The sequence below is a fragment of the Streptomyces sp. NPDC031132 genome, assembly GCF_055570595.1.
In genome coordinates, this window is record NZ_JBVIGX010000038.1 from 44,985 (window position 1) to 61,652 (window position 16,668).

Here is a 16,668-nt window from a genome sequence, read left to right on the forward strand (position 1 = left end):
CGATGACCGTGACCAACGGGAGCGAACGGCCCCGCCCGGGAACGCCGGACACACCCGGCCACTGCGAGGCGGGCGGCCGTGAGCAGCAGCGCCTGGACCGGCGTGGTGGTCTCCGGGGTCGCCGCAGCGTACGCGCTCGTCTCGCGCCGACTGGCCACCTCGCCGGTGTCCGCCGCCATGGTCTTCGTCGGCTCCGGTGTCGCCGTCGGTCCCGTCGGCCTGGACCTGGTGAGCCTGCGCCACGACACCGAGCTCTTGCGCACCTTGGCGGAAGCCGCCCTGACCCTGGTGCTCTTCACCGACGCGACCACCGTACGACCGACGGACCTGCGCAGCGGCGGCGCGCTGACCGGGCGGCTGCTGTCGATCGGGCTCGTCCTCACCATCGGCGCCGGATGGCTGCTGGCCTGGCCGCTCCTTCCGGGCCTGACCGTATGGGAGCTCGCGCTGCTCGGCGCGATCCTCGCCCCCACCGACGCGGCCCTGGGCAAGAGCGCCATCTCCGATCCCCGCGTGCCCGGCCTGGTACGGCAGACGCTCAACGTGGAGAGCGGACTGAACGACGGCCTGGTACTGCCCTTCTTCGTGCTCTTCCTGGCGGCCGTCCCCGGCACCTCCTCCGCGCACCACGGCGTGGCCGACACGCTCTGGCGCGCCCTGCTGCTCAGCCCCGCGCTCGGCCTGGCCGCCGGCGGCATCGGCGGCCACCTCCTGGCCCTGTCCCTCGACCGCCGCTGGGTCGCGTCGGACTGGCGTCCGGTCTATGTGCTCGCCGTGGCCACCGGCGCCTACGCCTTGGCCACAGTCACCCACGGAAGCGGCTTCATCGGCGCCTGGGTGGCCGGCCTCGCCTTCGCCTACGCCCTGCGCCGAGGCGAGCGTTCGACGGACGAAGTGGCCCGCACCACCGAACTGGCCGAAGACATCGGCGGCCTGCTGGCCATGCTGAGCTTCCTGTTCTTCGGCGCGGTGCTGCTCGGCCCCGCACTTGAACACCTCAGCTGGCGGATCGTCGGATACGCCGTGCTGAGCCTGACCGTAATCCGGATGGTCCCGGTCGCACTCGCCCTGACCGGAAGCAGGCTGAGAGCGCCGACCGTGGCCTACGTAGGCTGGTTCGGCCCACGGGGCCTCGCCTCGGTCGTGTTCGGACTCCTGGTCGCCGAGGAGCATGTCCACGGCGTGGACCTGATCAGCCAGGTGGTCGCGATCACCATCGGACTGAGCGTGCTGCTCCACGGGGCATCGGCCGCGGTCCTCGCCGCCCGCTACGGACACTGGTACGAGCGAGCCGCCGCAACCGCCCCCGACCTCCGCGAGAGCACCACCACGCCCGTCACACAGCGACGCCGCAGTCTCGGCCGGGCCGAAGCGGACTGATCCACCGTCCACCCCGAGGGCACCGTCCCGGCCCCGTGCAAGGGCAGGTGCCCTGCTCCCGGAACGCTGGTTCCCTTCGAGGCCCTCTAGGCGGCCGTCGTGCGGCCGGCCGCCGCCTCGATCACTTCGTCCAGCACCTCGCGGGAGCGAATCAGATCGCCGATCATCCGGTCGATCCGGTCCCGCTCCGTGGCCAGTTCGGCCACCAGCGCCGGGGTGGCGCGCACCGACGGGCCGCCGTCCTCGTCCCGCATGCAGGGCAGGATCTGCGCGATCTTCGCGCTGTGCAGGCCGGCCGCGTAGAGCTCCTGGATCCGGATGACCCGGTCGACCGCCCGCTCGGAGAAGTCCCGGTGGCCGCCGGGCGTCCGGTCCGAAGCCAGCAGGCCCTGCTCCTCGTAGTAGCGCAGCGAACGCTCACCGACCCCGGTGCGCGCAGCCAGTTCGCCGATCCGCATGCCCCACCCCAGCTCTTGAACCTGACATCAGTGTCACCTTTTACGGTACCGGCATGACGCAGACACAGCAGGGTCCCGCCGCTTCCCGCCTCTTCGAATCCGCCCGCCTGGGCAGCCTGGAACTGCCCAACCGCCTGGTGATGGCCCCGCTGACCCGCAACCGCGCCGGGGCCGACGGAGTCCCCGGCGAGCTCATGGCCACGTACTACGCACAACGCGCCTCGGCCGGCCTGATCATCGCCGAGGCCAGCACCCCGAACGCCGTCGGGCAGACCTACCCGCACATCCCCGGCATCCACACCCCGGCGCAGATCGCCGGCTGGCGCCGGGTCACCGAGGCCGTGCGGGCCGCCGGGGGCGGGCAGATGTTCCTCCAGCTCCAGCACGGCGGCCGGGTCGGCCACCCGGAGACCAGCGGGTACGTGCCGCTCGCCCCGTCCGCGGTGCCGTTCCCCGAGCAGCTGCACACCCCCGGCGGCCTCAGGGACGGCGTCGTACCCCGCGCGATGACCGCCGAGGACATACGGTCCACGGTGGCCGACTTCGCGAGCGCGGCCCGGGGCGCCGTCGAGGCGGGCTTCGCCGGGGTGGAGGTGCACTCCGCCAACGGCCTCCTCCTGCACCAGTTCCTCTCCCGCAACACCAATCGCCGTACCGACGCGTGGGGCGGCTCCGTCGAGAACCGCATCCGGTTTACCGTCGAGGTGGTCCGGGCCGTCGCCGAGGCCATCGGCCCCGAGCGGGTCGGCGTACGCATCTCGCCCGGACTGGACGTCAACGGGATCGAGGAGGGCGACACCGAGGAGATCTACCCGGCGCTGGTCAAGGCCCTGGCCGACCTGGCACCGGCCTACCTGCACCAGGTCCACTCCGACCCCGACCAGCCCCGCTTCGCGCAGATCCGCCGGGACTGGCCCGGCATCCTGATCGCCAACCCGGCGCTCTCCCGCGAGGAGGTCGCCGCCGACGGCGGCAAGCGCCGGGGCGAACGGCTGCTGGCCGAGGGCGCCGACCTCGTGTCACTGGGCCGGGGCTTCCTCGCCAACCCCGACTTCGTGGACCGGCTGCGCACGGGCGCGCCGCTCAACGAGATCCGTCCGGAGTTCCTGATGCACGTACAAGGAGCGGAGGGCTACACCGACTACCCCGTGCTCGCAGCCTAGGGACGCCGCGTGGATCAGGCGGGACGCGCGTCCCCGGATTCCACCATCGTGTAGATCTTCGAGGTTCTGCGGACGCCCGCCCGGGGCCGACGGCCTGCGCCGTCTTCGACCTCCTCACCGTCCGCCAGGCGCCCGGCGGCCGGTTCGTCAGGCCCGTTGCGGAAGCGTCCCTCGGGTGAGGCGGATGACGGGGCGGGACAGGGGTGGCGCGGAGGCTCGTACGGCCGCCGATGCCGCGTAACCGCGGTCCACCGGGACGTCCAGGAAGTGCCAGTCGTCCCGGGGCCGGGGCGCGCCCAGGCCGATGTAGTCCAGTGCGGGATCGCGGCCGAGCCCGGTGCCGAGGCCCTTGAGGTAGGCCTCCTTGCGCGTCCACAGGCCGGCGACGGCCCGCGGGCGGCGGACCGGATCCAGAGCCTGGGCCTCCCGCTGCTCGTCGGGGTGCAGCATCAGGGCCAGTTCGTCGCTCTCCTGGACGTCGGACACCAGTTCCACGTCCACCCCGATCGGGGACCGCGCCACGCCGATCAGCACCAGGTCGCTGCGGTGGGAGAGCGAGAAGTGGAGGTCGCCGGGGAATCCGTGGAGGGCAGGGCGGCCGTGCGGGTCCCCGCAGCAGGGGCACTCCTCCCGCGCGAAGCGGACGTCGGCCGGCGCCAGGGACAGGTACGAGCCGAGGACGGTGCGCAGCGCCACGTGGGCGGCCGTGAAGCGGATGCGGTCCTCGAGCCGTGCGAAAGCTGCGGCCCGCTCGCGTTCGGCCGTGTCCAAGGCGGACGTGTCCGCGAAGGAGTCCGTGGCCTCGGACAGCCGCAGCAGCCAGAGGTCGGGGGAACCCGGTGCGGGGCGGTCACGCCGTACGGGCTGCGCCTTGATGTCCACTGGTGCTTCCGACCTTTGCCTCGGTGTTGCACGCCTCCCCCTGCGGGAGGGCCGTCACATGTCGCGGTCCGCGACCCCGCCCACTGCCGTGAGTGCTGCCCCGTCGCCCTCACCGGGCGGCGGCGCCGTGGGCAGGTCGCGGCGGCCGCCCAGCGGCCTCGCCGTCAGCAGGAGGCTGCTGACGGCGAGCCCCGCGGTCAGCAGCCACAGGGTCGGGCGCAGCCCGATTGCAGTGCCGAGCACCCCGCTCAGCAGGGCGCCGACCGGCACCGAGCCATAGTTGGCCACGGAGTGGCTCGCCGTGATCCGGCCGAGCAGCTCGGGAGGGCAGTACGCCTGGCGGAACGCGCCCTGGATGACGCTGCCGCAGACCACGCCCACCGACAGCCCCGCGCAGCCCAGGGCCACGAGCAGCACGCTCCACCCCGCGCCGGCCAGCGGGATCAGCAGTCCCAGCGGAGCGGTGAGGAGTTTGCACAGCAGCATGCCGCGCGCGGTGCCGAAACGCCGGGCCATGGGGGTGGCGATCAGGGCGCCCAGGAGTCCTCCCATGCCGCCCGAGGCGAGTAGCCAGCCCACCATGCCTTCGCTGACGGCCAGTTCGCGCACCAGGAACACGGTGAGGAGGGCCTGGCAGCCGGTCAGCAGCAGGTTGGTGACCGCCCCGTACGCCGTGAGGAGGCGCAGGTACGGATCGCGCACCGTGTAGCGCAGGCCTTCGCGGATGTCCTTGCGCAGCTGAGCGGGCACCGCCGGTCTTCCAGGACGCGGTTCGCGGCCCGGGATCGCGATCAGACAGAGGGTGGACACCAGGAAGGTCACCGAGTCGGCGAGCAGACCGGTCACCGCGCCGAGGGTCTGCGCCAGCAGGCCGCCGACGCCCTGGCCGCCCAGCTGCGCCACCGACTCGCTGCCCTGGAGCTTCGCGTTGGCCTCGGGCAGCTCCTCCCGGGCCACCACCGACGGCAGGTACACCCGGTAGGCGATGGAGAAGAGGACGCTCGCGCATCCGGTCAGCAGGGCCACGGCCAGCAGATGGGCCAGGGTGAGGGCGTCGAGCCAGGCCGCGACGGGGACGCTCGCCAGGAGCAGCAGCGAACCCGTGTTGCACGCGATCATCAGGGGGCGCCGGCGTACCCGGTCCACCCATGCTCCCGCCGACAGTCCGAACAGCAGCCAGGGCACCCAGGAGGCCGCCGCCAGCACGCTCACCCACATCGTGCCGGCCTGCAGCGTCACCACGGCCACCAGCGGCATGGCGACCGCCGAGATGCTGCTGCCGAACCTGCTGACCGTCTCTCCGCACCACAGCAGCCCGAACGCCTGCCGGTGCAGCAGACCACCCTGGCCGCTGCTCATGCGGAATGCCCGATCCCCCGGACCGCAGCGGTGAGCCGCTCGGCGGCGTCCGCCCAGCGGGCCCGCCGGGAGCCTACTTCGGCCTGCAGCCGGTCGAGTTCGGCGCCGAGCCGGCCGTGGGCGGCTTCGGCGCCGGCCCCGCCAGGGCCCGCGCCGTGCACGCAGGCCGCGGCGACGTGTGCGGGATCGAGCCAGGAGGAGCCGTCTCCCGGCGCGGCGGCGGCGACTTCGGGCCGGACCCGGCCCGCTTCGGTCAGTGACACGCCTCGGTCCAGGGCGGCCAGTACCGTCTCGCCCACCAGATGGTGCGCCTCGCGGAACGGCATGCCGTTCATCACCAGGCGCTCCGCCAAGTACGTGGCGGAGGTGAAGCCCTCCACGGCGCGCTGCTCCATCCGCTCCCGCTCGGGCTCGGCGCCGGCGACCACCATCCGCAGCAGGGTGACCGCGTCGGTGGTGCTGCCCAGACCCGGCCAGAGGTGGCGCACCGCCTCGCCCCCGACAGCGATGGCGTTGGTGAAACCGGCCGTGCCCATCGCCGACGCGGCCGCCGTGAAGGCTCCGAGGGAGGCGGTCGACCGGCCCTGGATGTGCTCCAGGAGGAAGGGGTTGCGCTTCTGCGGCATCATCGAGCTGGAGCCGACCATGTCATCGGCCATCCGCAGCAGTCCGAACTCCTCCGAGGTCCAGGAGCTGAGATCCCGGGCGGCGCGGGCCATCGTGACGCCGAGGACGGAACAGGCGGCGAGCAGGCGCAGCACGAAGTCGCGCGAGGCCACCGCGTCCACCGAGTTCGGCGCCGTGCCGGTGAAGCCGAGCAGCTCGGCGGTGCGCTGCGGGGCGATCGCGACCGAGGTCCCGCCGACGGCTCCGGCCCCGAGCGGGTTGACGTCGATCTCCCGGCCCGCGTCCAGCAGGCCGTCAAGGGCGCGCAGGACGGCGCTCGCCACTCCGGCCAGCCAGTGCCCGTAGGTGATCGGGACGGCCGGCTGTCCGTGGGTGTACGCCGGCATGGTGACCCCGCGGTATCGCGCGGCCTGGGCGAGCAGGGTCCGCGCCAGGGCGGCCACCGCGTCGAGCAGTTCGCCGTAGGGGCCGCGCGTCTTCAGCCGGGCGGTCGTCGCGTTGAGGTCGTTGCGTGAGCGCCCGGTGTGCAGGACACCGCCGATCCGCTCGCCGAGCAGCTCCACGAGCCGGCCCTCGTACGCCAAGTACACGCCGCGCGGCATGGGCATGCCGCGCAGGCCGGCGAAGTCGTCGGCGCGCAGGGCGTCGATGGTCTCCAGGAGGGCGGCGACCCGGCCCGTGTCGACGATGCCGCACTCGGCGAGCATGACCAGGTGGGCCCGGTCCACCTCGCTGATCAGGTGCAGTTCAAGGCCCAGACCGTCCTGCCCGGAGCCCGGGAGGTACTGGTCGTAGACGATGCGGTGCGCCTCCTCGTGGAGGGTGGTCCGCAGCCGGCCGGTGTCCGCTCCGGGGACGACGGCGGGAGCGGCGGGTACGGCGCTGCTCATGCCGCCTCCTCGTGGTGGGAGGTGATGCCGCGGGCGCCGAGGGCCGGCAGGAGGGCCGAGGCCAGACGGGTCAGGGCCTCGTGCGCAGCCGCGGCCGAGCGGTCGACGGCAGGGGCGGCCGTGATCACATGGCCCAGACGCCCGCGGAAGTCCTCGGCCGGCGCCACGGCAGCCCCCGGGGCGCGGTACAGCGCCGCGTCCACGACCTCCGGCAGCGCACGCGCCCGGGCCACGGCCGCGCGGGTGGCTTCCGCCGGCCCGAGGAACCCTTCGGCCCCGGCGGTCAGGAACCGGATGGACGCGCCCGCGTTCCGGGCCCGCTCCAGCGCTACGGGCTCGCCGACGGCCGCCCGCACCTGGGCGGAGACCAGGTCGATCCCGCAGGCACGGCGCACCAGTTCGGGAATCATTCCGCCGGCCAGCCGCGGGTTGACCTCGATCACGCGGGGCTCGCCGCCGTCGAGCCGCAGCTCCACATGGGCCGCGCCCCAGCCGAGGCCGAGCGCCCGTACGGCGCTCACCGCGCACGCGGACAGGGCTTCCTGTTGCCCGGACGGCAGGTCGGCGGGCAGGTCGTGGCCGGTCTCGACGAACACCGGGGGCGGGCCGACGTGCTTGGCCACTTGCACCACGGCCTCGTGCCCGAACACCTCGACCGAGAATTCCCGGCCGGTCAGGTAGGACTCGACGAGGATCCGGGACGGGGCCGCGAGGCCCCGCTCGTTCACGGTGGCGGCCAGCAGCCCCCCGGCGTGCGCCGCGACCTCCCCGAGGTCCGCGCACAGCCGTACGCCCAGGCTGCCGGAGCCCTGGACCGGCTTGACGACCACGGGCAGGCCCAGCGCGGAGGCGGCCGCCACGGCCTCTTCGGCCGTGCCGACCTCCGCGAAACCGGGCACGGGCACGCCGGCGTCGGCGAGGGTGCGGCGCTGGCGCGCCTTGTCCCGGCAGGCGCGCACGGCCTCGGCGGACGGCCCCGGCAGGCCGAGGCGGGCCGCAAGCGCGGCGGCGGTGGCCACGAAGTACTCGGAGCTGGACAGCACACCCGCGATCTGCGCGGACCGCTCCAGTTCCCGGACCGCCCGCCACAGCGCCGCGTCGTCCGCGGTGTCCACGACGAGCGTGCGCAGCCCGTCCTCGGCGGCGTAGGGGTAGCGCCCCGGGTCCGCGCTGAGCAGCACGGGCTCCAGGCCGGCTGCAGAAGCCCGCTGGGCGAACTGGCGTCCCGTGCCGGTGGTGTTGGATTCGACGAGGAGCAGTAGCCGATCGCTCATGCGCTCGCTCCCGGTACCACCACGTCGTCGAAACGCCGCCGGGCCCACAGCAACCGGGCCCAGCTCTCCGATGCGTCGAGCGGGTGGTCGACCAGGGCCGGGCCGGCCGGGTTGGCGGCCGGCACGATGCCCTGTTCGCGGAGCCAGGACTCGTTGTACACGGTGGACTGGTAGCGGTAGCCCTCGTCCGGCAACACCATCGCCACCTTGCTGCCCGGGTTGCGCTCCGCCCACCAGGCGGCGACCTGGAAGGAGGCGCCGCTTGTGGGGCCCATGAACAGGCCGTGCGTACGGAAGAGCTCGTGCGTCGCGTGGAACGCCTCGGGCGCGGTGACCCAGTGCACCTCGTCGTACGCGGAATGCCGCACGTTGCCAGGGTGGATGCTGCTTCCGAGGCCGCGCAGCACGCGGGAGCGGTCGGGAGTGCCGAAGATGATCGAACCGTGGGTGTCGACACCGACGAGGTGCAGGGCGGGATCGGCCAGCCGCAGCGCCGCCGCCAGGCCGCCGGTGGAGCCGCCCGACCCGACCGGACCGACGAGGCAGTCGACCGATCCCATGGTCGTGCCCATCAGATCGGCGACGCAGCCGTAGGCCGCGGGGTTGTCGGGGTTGTCGTACTGGCCCGGCACGAAGCTGTCCGGGCGGAGCCGGCGCAGCTCCTCCACCCGGGCGAGCCTGGCGCCCTGGATGCCGCCGGGCTGCCCGTTGTCCTCGACGATCTCCACCGTCGCGCCCAGCATCGTCAGCCGGGTGTACAGCTCCCGGTCGATCGCCGAGTCGCCGACGATGGTGAGGGGGTAGCCGCGCAGCCGGCACACCATGGCGAGGCCGAGGGCGAAGGTGCCGGACGAGGTCTCGATGACGGGGGTGCCGGGCGTCAGGGTCCCGGCGGCCTCGGCCCGGTCGATGATGAACCGGGCGGGCAGCAGCTTCATCAGGCTGAAGGCGACCCCGTAGAGGTTTTCGGTCAGTTGGATGATGCGCGGGAGCTCGGTGGCTTCCACTACAGACGAGTGCGCCTTCGCAGCACCCGCGACCACGGTCGTCGTCATGTCAGTCACCCGTCGTGAAGATCCACTGCTCGTGGATGCCCGTGCTGTGCAAGAGTTCTTGTGCGAGTTCTGTACGAGCCCCGACGTCGGGGTCGTCCCGGTCGAAGAGGATTCCGGCGATGTCCCCGCTGTGGGCCGCCTGCACCCCCAGGGCGCCGGCCTCCCGGACGATGCGCCGGATCCGGTCGAGGCCGGGTATCGGCAGGTGCCGCTGGTTGATCTCGGTGCTCGCCGTCGCCACGGCACCCACGAGGGAGACGTCCTTGGTATGGATGGCTTCCCTCAGCAGTGCCTGCAGTTCGGCGAACATCCCGGTCTCCGCGTCGTCGTAGCGGGCCGGTGGGAAGGCGAGGGTGTCCACGCCCTGTCCGTTGTGGTGCGGACGGGATCCGAAGCCGAGGACCCGGACCGGCGGCATGCGGTAGCCGAAGTCCTCGATCACCGCACCCTCGCGCTGCGCGAACAGCACCGAGCTCTCCTCGAACATCAGCGAGTCGGAGGCCAGCTCCGCCTGTACGGCCAGCCGGGCCACGTGCTCCGGCGGGAGGGAGCCGACGAAGGCGTCCTTCACCGCCCAGATGGAGGCCAGCACATCGCTGGTCGAGGAGCCGAATCCGCGGCACAGCGGCACGTCACTGGAGAGTTCGAGGTGACCGCCCACGGGACGGCTGCCTGCCGGAACCACAGCGCCGATCGTGAGCTCGGCCGCGCGGAGGGCCTTGGTCTTCCAGGCCGGGGAGACCGTCAGTTCACCGCCGGGGGCGGGCATGAAGGTCGCGTTCGCCTTGTAGAGGGTGCAGGGGAGCGTCACCAGCCCTCTGGTGAGGCCGCCCTCGTGAGGGAATACGCCCTGCAGGATCTCGCCGTGGTGTATGGGAGACGAAGCGATACCGAGGCGCCAGCCGGAATGATCCACCATTTCCCTTGCTTCCTCTGGGGGCCGGACCGCTCCACTGGGAGTGCCGTGTCGGCCGTTCGGACACGTCCACGTTAGGAGAGGCGTCCGGGCGTACCCGGTGGCTGCGGCGGCAGTTTGCAGGCAGTCCCCGCGCGGGGCCGCCTCGCGCGGGGGACCGCCACGCCGCCTCCTACCGCCGGGCCGGTCGCAGCCGCCGGTCCAGGACTTCGCCGATCGCGCGCAGCGGCCCGGGATCGGTCATCTCGGCGTGCTTGCAGTCGACGTCGACCTCTTCGATCCGGCCGTGCACGTACGGGGCCCAGGCCTGCGCCGCACCGAGCGGTGCCGGTGTCCCCGTGGCGTTGAAGAAGACCACGTCCCCGCCGAAGGGCAGTTCGGGCACGTGGCGCAGGCGGATGTCCAGGTTGGCGACCGTCGCTTCGACGACCGCGGCGACCTGGGCTGTGTCGAGCTCCTCCAGGCCAGGTGCCCGGCCCTGCAGGAGCTGCGCGATCTCCTGCACGTCGGGCGGTCCGTCGGCGCACCGGAGGGTCGCCGCCTGCGGCGTCTCGCCCAACAGGCCGTGGACCACGTCCCCGCCGGTGGTGGGCCGGGCCTCGAAGCCCTCGGGCAGGGGGTAGGCGTCCATCAGCCCGAGCAGGGCCACCTCCTCGCCGAGCCGCTCCAGCCGTGCTGCGACCGCGTGCGCGACGATGCCTCCGAAGGACCAGCCGAGCAGGTGGTACGGGCCGTGCGGCTGGATCTCGCGGAGGGAGGCCAGGTAGTCGTCCGCCACCTCAGCGAGGGAGGCGGGCCGGCGGTGCGGCTCGGTGAGCTGCCGGGCCTGCAGTCCGATGATCGGCCTGTCCTCGCCGATGTGCGGGAGCAGGCCGGCGTAGCCCCAGCCGATGCCGGAGACGGGGTGGATGCAGAACAGCGGTGCCGGTGTTGCCGTCTTCTTCTCGCCGACGGGCCGTTCGGGGGCGGTGCGGATCGGCAGGACGGCTTCGAACGGGTTGGCGCTGCCGCCCGAGCCGAGTGCGATGTGCTCGGCGAGCAGGGCGGGCGTCGGATGCTGGAACAGGTCGCGGATGGTCGTCCTCGTGTCCCAGATGCTGCGGATCCGGCTGATCAGCCGGGTGGCGAGGAGGGAGTGGCCGCCGCGGTGGAAGAAGTTGTCGTCGATGGTCGTGCTGGGGAGGTGGAGGGTGTCGGCGTAGAGGCTGCAGAGGATTTCCTCGGCGGGGGTGCGCGGGGCGCGGCCGGTGGTCGGCTGGTGCCGGGGGTCGGGTTGGGGCAGCGCCCGCCGGTCGAGCTTCCCGTTGGTGGTGAGGGGCAGCACGTCCAGTTCGACGTATCCCGACGGCAGCATGTATTCGGGGAGTGCCGCTTCGGCATGACGGCGCACGTCGTCGGTGTCGATGCGCCGGCCTGCGACGGGGACGAGGTAGGCGACGAGCCGCTTGTCGCCGACGCGGTCCTCGCGGATGACGACGGCGGCCTGGGTGACGGACGGGTGCTGAAGGAGTACGTTTTCGATTTCGCCGGGTTCGATGCGGAAGCCGCGGAGTTTGATTTGTTGGTCGGCGCGGCCGAGGTATTCGAGGTGTCCGTGGTGGTTCCAGCGGGCCAGGTCGCCGGTGCGGTACATGCGGGTGCCGGCGGGGCCGTGTGGGTTGGCGGTGAAGCGTTCGGCGGTGAGTGCGGGGCGTCGGATGTATCCGAGGGCCAGGCCGTGTCCGGCGAGGTAGAGCTCGCCGGGGGTGTTGGGGGGCAGTATTTCCAGGTTGGGGCCCAGTACGTATGCGTTCTTGCTGGTGACCGGTTTGCCGATCGGGACTGAGGTGCCCGGGTCGGTGGTGAGGGTGTGTGTGGTGGTGAAGCCCATGCTTTCGGCGGGTCCGTAGCCGTTGATCAGGTGGAGGCCGGGGTGTTGTTCGAGGGCTCGGGTGGTGTGTGTGGGTGATGCTGCTTCGCCTGCGGTCATGGCTTCTCGCAGGGTTGTGAAGATGTGGGGGTGTTCGTCGAGCATGTGGTTGAAGAGGCTCGCGGACATTTGGAGGGTGGTGACGTGGTGTTGTTCGACCAGTTCCGCTATCTGGTGGGGATCGGTGTGCTGGCCTGGCTGGAGGACGCACACGCCGCCGTGGAGGAGGGGTCCGAATACTTCCAGTGCGAATGCGTCCCATGAGATCGGGGAGCTTTGCAGGAAGGTCTGTTGGGGGCCGAAGTGCAGGTAGTCGGGGCCCAGGAAGGTGGAGGCGAGTGCGCGGTGGGAGGCAGCGACGCCCTTGGGAACGCCTGTGGAGCCGGAGGTGAACATGATGCAGGCGATGGATTCCGGGTGGCCGCAGGTGTCCACTTCCGTGCCCGGGAGTGCGCTGATGGTGGTTGCTTGTGCTGTGACGTCGACGGTTTTTGCCGTCGTGTGAAGGGGGGCGAGGTGGGTTTGGGTCAGGAATACGGTCGGTTCTGTCTGTGTGAGGACGGTGTTCAAGCGTTCGGCCGGGAACTGCGGGTCCAGGAGTGTGTATCCGGCTCCGGTTTTGAGTACGGCGAGGAGTGAGGCGATCAGGACGGGGGAGCGTTCCAGGTGGATCGCCACGAGGTTTCCGGGCTGCACGCCTTGGGCGGTGAGGTGGCGGGCGAGGCGGTTCGACCACACGTCCAGTTCTGCATAGGTGATGTGCTGTTCCTCGAATACGAGCGCGACGGAGTCGGGAATGGTGGCTGCTTTTCCGGTGAAGAGCTGGTCGAGTGAGAGCAGTGGTGCAGCGGTTTGGGGGCCGGCCCATTCCCGGAGTCGGTGGTATTCCTCGTCACTGAGTACGTCCAGGCGGCTGGTCGGGACGTCCGGAGCCGCGACCACGGCACCCAGAACCCGCACCAGACGCTCCGCGGCAACCCGCACCGACCCCGCATCGAACAGATCAGTCGCGTACTCGACCGTGAGGTCGAAACCGGCAGACCGGCCGTGATCGGTCCGGTGCTCCTCGAACCCGAACGTCAGGTCGAACTTCGCAATGCGCAGTTCAGGGGCCACGAACTCCGTGTCCAGTGCGCCGAGCTCAGGCCCCGAGCCGAGGGACTGCCCGGCGGTGAGCATGACTTGGAACAGGGGGTGGCGGGAGGCGGAGCGCTCGGGGTTGAGGGTCTCCACGAGCCGGTCGAAGGGCACGTCTTGGTGTGCCCAGGCGGCGAGGTCGGTGTCCCGGATGCGTTTGAGGAGTTCGCGGAAGGTGGGGTCGCCGCTGGTGTCGGTGCGTAGGACGAGTGTGTTGACGAAGAACCCGATCAGGTCATCGAGGCTCTGGTCGGCCCGTCCGGCGACGGGGGAGCCGATGGCGATGTCGGTGCCGGCTCCGGAGCGGGTGAGGAGTAGGGCGACCGCTGCTTGGGCCACCATGAAGAACGTGGTTCCGGTCTCGCGGGCGAGGGTGGTCAGTGCCTCGTGGACGTCCGCGGGGCAGGACAGCGAGCAGGTCGCGCCGCGGTATGAGGCGACGGCGGGTCGCGGGCGGTCTGCGGGGAGTGTCACTTCCTCCGGGAGGTCGGCGAGTACGGCCTTCCAGTGGTCGAGCTGTGCGGTGATCACGCTCCCGGGGTCTTCCGCATCGCCGAGGACTTCCTCCTGCCAGAGGGTGTAGTCCGCGTACTGGACCGGCAGGGGCTCCCAAGCCGGCACGGTGCCCGCCACGCGGGCGGTGTAGGCCGTGCCCAGGTCCCGCATCAGCGGGGTGCCCGACCAGCCGTCGGATGCGATGTGGTGCACCACCAGAACGAGGACGTGTTCCTCTGCCGCCAGCTCGAACAGGACGCAACGCAGCGGCAGCTCTGCATCCAGGGCGAAAGGCCGGCCGGCGTGCTCGGTGATCCCGGCCGCCAGGGTGTCCTCACCAGCGCCGACGACGGTGAACGGGACCTGCGCCTCATCGGCCGGAACCACGTGCTGGCAGGGCTCGCCGTCCTGGACGGGATACCTGGTACGGAGGACCTCGTGCCGGCCCACCACATCGGACAGCGCACCGCGCAGGGCGTCCCTGTCCAGGGGACCGGTCAGCCGGACCGCCATCGGAATGTTGTACGTCGCCGACGGCCCCTCGAGCTGGTCCAGGAACCACAGGCGTCGCTGAGCCGGGGCCAGCGGCAGGCGTTCCGGCCGCGTCCCCGCCACCAGTGCCGGGCGGGCGGCCTGGCCGTGGCCGGCCGCGACGTGCTCGGCCAGCCCCGCCACCGTCGGGTGCTGGAACAGATCCCGCACCAGCAGCTGCACCCCGAAGGCTTCCCGCACCTTGGAAATCAGCCGGGTGGCGAGGAGGGAGTGGCCGCCGCGGTGGAAGAAGTTGTCGTCGATGGTCGTGCTGGGGAGGTGGAGGGTGTCGGCGTAGAGGCTGCAGAGGATTTCCTCGGCGGGGGTGCGCGGGGCGCGGCCGGTCGTCGGCTGGTGCCGGGGGTCGGGTTGGGGCAGCGCCCGCCGGTCGAGCTTCCCGTTGACCGTCAGCGGCAGGGCGTCCAGCACGACGTAGGCCGCGGGCACCATGTAGTCGGGCAGGGTCGCGGAGGCGTGGGCGCGCAGCTCGGCGACGTCGATGCGGGCGCCTTCGACCGCCGTCACGTATCCGATGAGGCATTTGTTGCCCGGCCTGATCTCGCCCAGGACGACGGCAGCCTGCGCCACCGACGCCTGCCGGCACAGGACCGTCTCGATCTCGCCGGGTTCGATGCGGAAGCCGCGGAGTTTGATTTGTTGGTCGGCGCGGCCGAGGTATTCGAGGTGTCCGTGGTGGTTCCAGCGGGCCAGGTCGCCGGTGCGGTACATGCGGGTGCCGGCGGGGCCGTGTGGGTTGGCGGTGAAGCGTTCGGCGGTGAGTGCGGGGCGTCGGATGTATCCGAGGGCCAGGCCGTGTCCGGCGAGGTAGAGCTCGCCGGGGGTGTTGGGGGGCAGTATTTCCAGGTTGGGTCCCAGTACGTATGCGTTCTTGCTGGTGACCGGTTTGCCGATCGGGACTGAGGTGCCCGGGTCGGTGGTGAGGGTGTGTGTGGTGGTGAAGCCCATGCTTTCGGCGGGTCCGTAGCCGTTGATCAGGTGGAGGCCGGGGTGTTGTTCGAGGGCTCGGGTGGTGTGTGTGGGTGATGCTGCTTCGCCTGCGGTCATGGCTTCTCGCAGGGTTGTGAAGATGTGGGGGTGTTCGTCGAGCATGTGGTTGAAGAGGCTCGCGGACATTTGGAGGGTGGTGACGTGGTGTTGTTCGACCAGTTCCGCTATCTGGTGGGGATCGGTGTGCTGGCCTGGCTGGAGGACGCACACGCCGCCGTGGAGGAGGGGTCCGAATACTTCCAGTGCGAATGCGTCCCATGAGATCGGGGAGCTTTGCAGGAAGGTCTGCTGGGGGCCGAAGTGCAGGTAGTCGGGGCCCAGGAAGGTGGAGGCGAGTGCGCGGTGGGAGGCAGCGACGCCCTTGGGAACGCCTGTGGAGCCGGAGGTGAACATGATGCAGGCGATGGATTCCGGGTGGCCGCAGGTGTCCACTTCCGTGCCCGGGAGTGCGCTGATGGTGGTTGCTTGTGCTGTGACGTCGACGGTTTTTGCCGTCGTGTGAAGGGGGGCGAGGTGGGTTTGGGTCAGGAATACGGTCGGTTCTGTCTGTGTGAGGACGGTGTTCAAGCGTTCGGCCGGGAACTGCGGGTCCAGGAGTGTGTATCCGGCTCCGGTCTTGAGTACGGCGAGGAGTGAGGCGATCAGGACGGGGGAGCGTTCCAGGTGGATCGCCACGAGGTTTCCGGGCTGCACGCCTTGGGCGGTGAGGTGGCGGGCGAGGCGGTTCGACCACACGTCCAGTTCTGCATAGGTGATGCGCTGTTCCTCGAATACGAGCGCGACCGAGTCGGGAATGGTGGCTGCTTTTCCGGTGAAGAGCTGGTCGAGTGAGAGCAGTGGTGCAGCGGTTTGGGGGCCGGCCCATTCCCGGAGTCGGTGGTATTCCTCGTCACTGAGTACGTCCAGGCGGCTGGTCGGGACGTCCGGAGCCGCGACCACGGCACCCAGAACCCGCACCAGACGCTCCGCGGCAACCCGCACCGACCCCGCATCGAACAGATCAGTCGCGTACTCGACCGTGAGGTCAAAGCCTGCGGGAGCTCCGTCGGCGCCGTGGCTCTCCTCGAAGCCGAACGTCAGGTCGAACTTCGCGATGCGCACCTCGGGCGTGACGAACGAGGTCTGCAGACCACCGACGTCGGGCCCCGCCCCCAGGGACTGCCCGACCGTGAGCATGACCTGGAACAGGGGGTGGCGGGAGGCGGAGCGCTCGGGGTTGAGCGCCTCCACGAGCCGGTCGAAGGGCACGTCCTGGTGAGCCCACGCGGCGAGGTCGGTGTCCCGAACCCGCTTGAGGAGCTCCCGGAACGTCGGATCTCCGCTGGTGTCGGTGCGCAGGACGAGCGTGTTGACGAAGAACCCCACCAGATCGTCCAGGGCCTCGTCCCCGCGTCCGGCGACGGGGGAGCCGACGGCGATGTCGGTGCCGGCTCCGGAGCGGGTGAGCAGCAGGGCCAGCGCCGCTTGGGCCACCATGAAGAACGTCGTCCCGCTCTCCCGCGCCAAGACGGTCAGTGCCTCGTGGACGTCCGCGGGGCAGGACAGCGAGCAGGTCGCGCCGCGGTATGAGGCGACGCCGGGTCG

General features: G+C 71.3%; 10 protein-coding genes. 2 read left to right on the plus strand and 8 right to left on the minus strand.

The window, feature by feature from the left end; all coding sequences use genetic code 11:
• Window positions 1–78 precede the first annotated feature (78 nt).
• A complete protein-coding gene (locus ACZ49B_RS33605) occupies window positions 79–1,380 on the plus strand; it encodes a cation:proton antiporter (RefSeq protein WP_468313509.1) in 1,302 nt (433 codons plus the stop codon).
• Between the two features lie 86 nt (window positions 1,381–1,466).
• On the opposite strand, the gene ACZ49B_RS33610 is transcribed toward ACZ49B_RS33605, so the two are convergent.
• A complete protein-coding gene (locus ACZ49B_RS33610; protein WP_468313512.1) occupies window positions 1,467–1,838 on the minus strand; it encodes a MerR family transcriptional regulator in 372 nt (123 codons plus the stop codon).
• A 53-nt stretch (window positions 1,839–1,891) separates the two neighbouring features.
• Between ACZ49B_RS33610 and ACZ49B_RS33615 the strand changes: the two genes are divergently transcribed.
• A complete protein-coding gene (locus ACZ49B_RS33615; protein WP_468313514.1) occupies window positions 1,892–3,001 on the plus strand; it encodes an alkene reductase in 1,110 nt (369 codons plus the stop codon).
• A 147-nt stretch (window positions 3,002–3,148) separates the two neighbouring features.
• Here ACZ49B_RS33615 and ACZ49B_RS33620 read toward each other — a convergent pair whose 3' ends face one another.
• The 7 genes from ACZ49B_RS33620 to ACZ49B_RS33650 form a co-directional block, all read right to left on the minus strand.
• On the minus strand, window positions 3,149–3,883 hold the full coding sequence (locus ACZ49B_RS33620; protein ID WP_468313517.1) for a 4'-phosphopantetheinyl transferase family protein: 735 nt from the start codon (window positions 3,881–3,883) through the stop codon (window positions 3,149–3,151).
• Between the two features lie 54 nt (window positions 3,884–3,937).
• A complete protein-coding gene (locus ACZ49B_RS33625; RefSeq protein ID WP_468313520.1) occupies window positions 3,938–5,242 on the minus strand; it encodes an MFS transporter in 1,305 nt (434 codons plus the stop codon).
• A complete protein-coding gene (argH, locus tag ACZ49B_RS33630) occupies window positions 5,239–6,759 on the minus strand; it encodes an argininosuccinate lyase (protein WP_468313523.1) in 1,521 nt (506 codons plus the stop codon). Before argH ends, ACZ49B_RS33625 begins: the two co-directional genes overlap by 4 nt.
• Window positions 6,756–8,033, minus strand: coding sequence for an ATP-grasp domain-containing protein (locus ACZ49B_RS33635; protein WP_468313525.1), 1,278 nt, complete (start codon window positions 8,031–8,033; stop codon window positions 6,756–6,758). Before ACZ49B_RS33635 ends, argH begins: the two co-directional genes overlap by 4 nt.
• Window positions 8,030–9,088 (minus strand): PLP-dependent cysteine synthase family protein, encoded by a 1,059-nt coding sequence (locus ACZ49B_RS33640; protein WP_468313528.1) that lies wholly within the window; start codon window positions 9,086–9,088, stop codon window positions 8,030–8,032. Before ACZ49B_RS33640 ends, ACZ49B_RS33635 begins: the two co-directional genes overlap by 4 nt.
• A 1-nt stretch (window position 9,089) precedes the next feature.
• Window positions 9,090–10,007, minus strand: coding sequence for a GHMP family kinase ATP-binding protein (locus ACZ49B_RS33645; RefSeq protein WP_468313530.1), 918 nt, complete (start codon window positions 10,005–10,007; stop codon window positions 9,090–9,092).
• 169 nt (window positions 10,008–10,176) lie between these two features.
• Window positions 10,177–16,629, minus strand: a complete 6,453-nt coding sequence (locus ACZ49B_RS33650; RefSeq protein WP_468313536.1) for an amino acid adenylation domain-containing protein — start codon at window positions 16,627–16,629, stop codon at window positions 10,177–10,179.
• Window positions 16,630–16,668 lie beyond the last annotated feature (39 nt).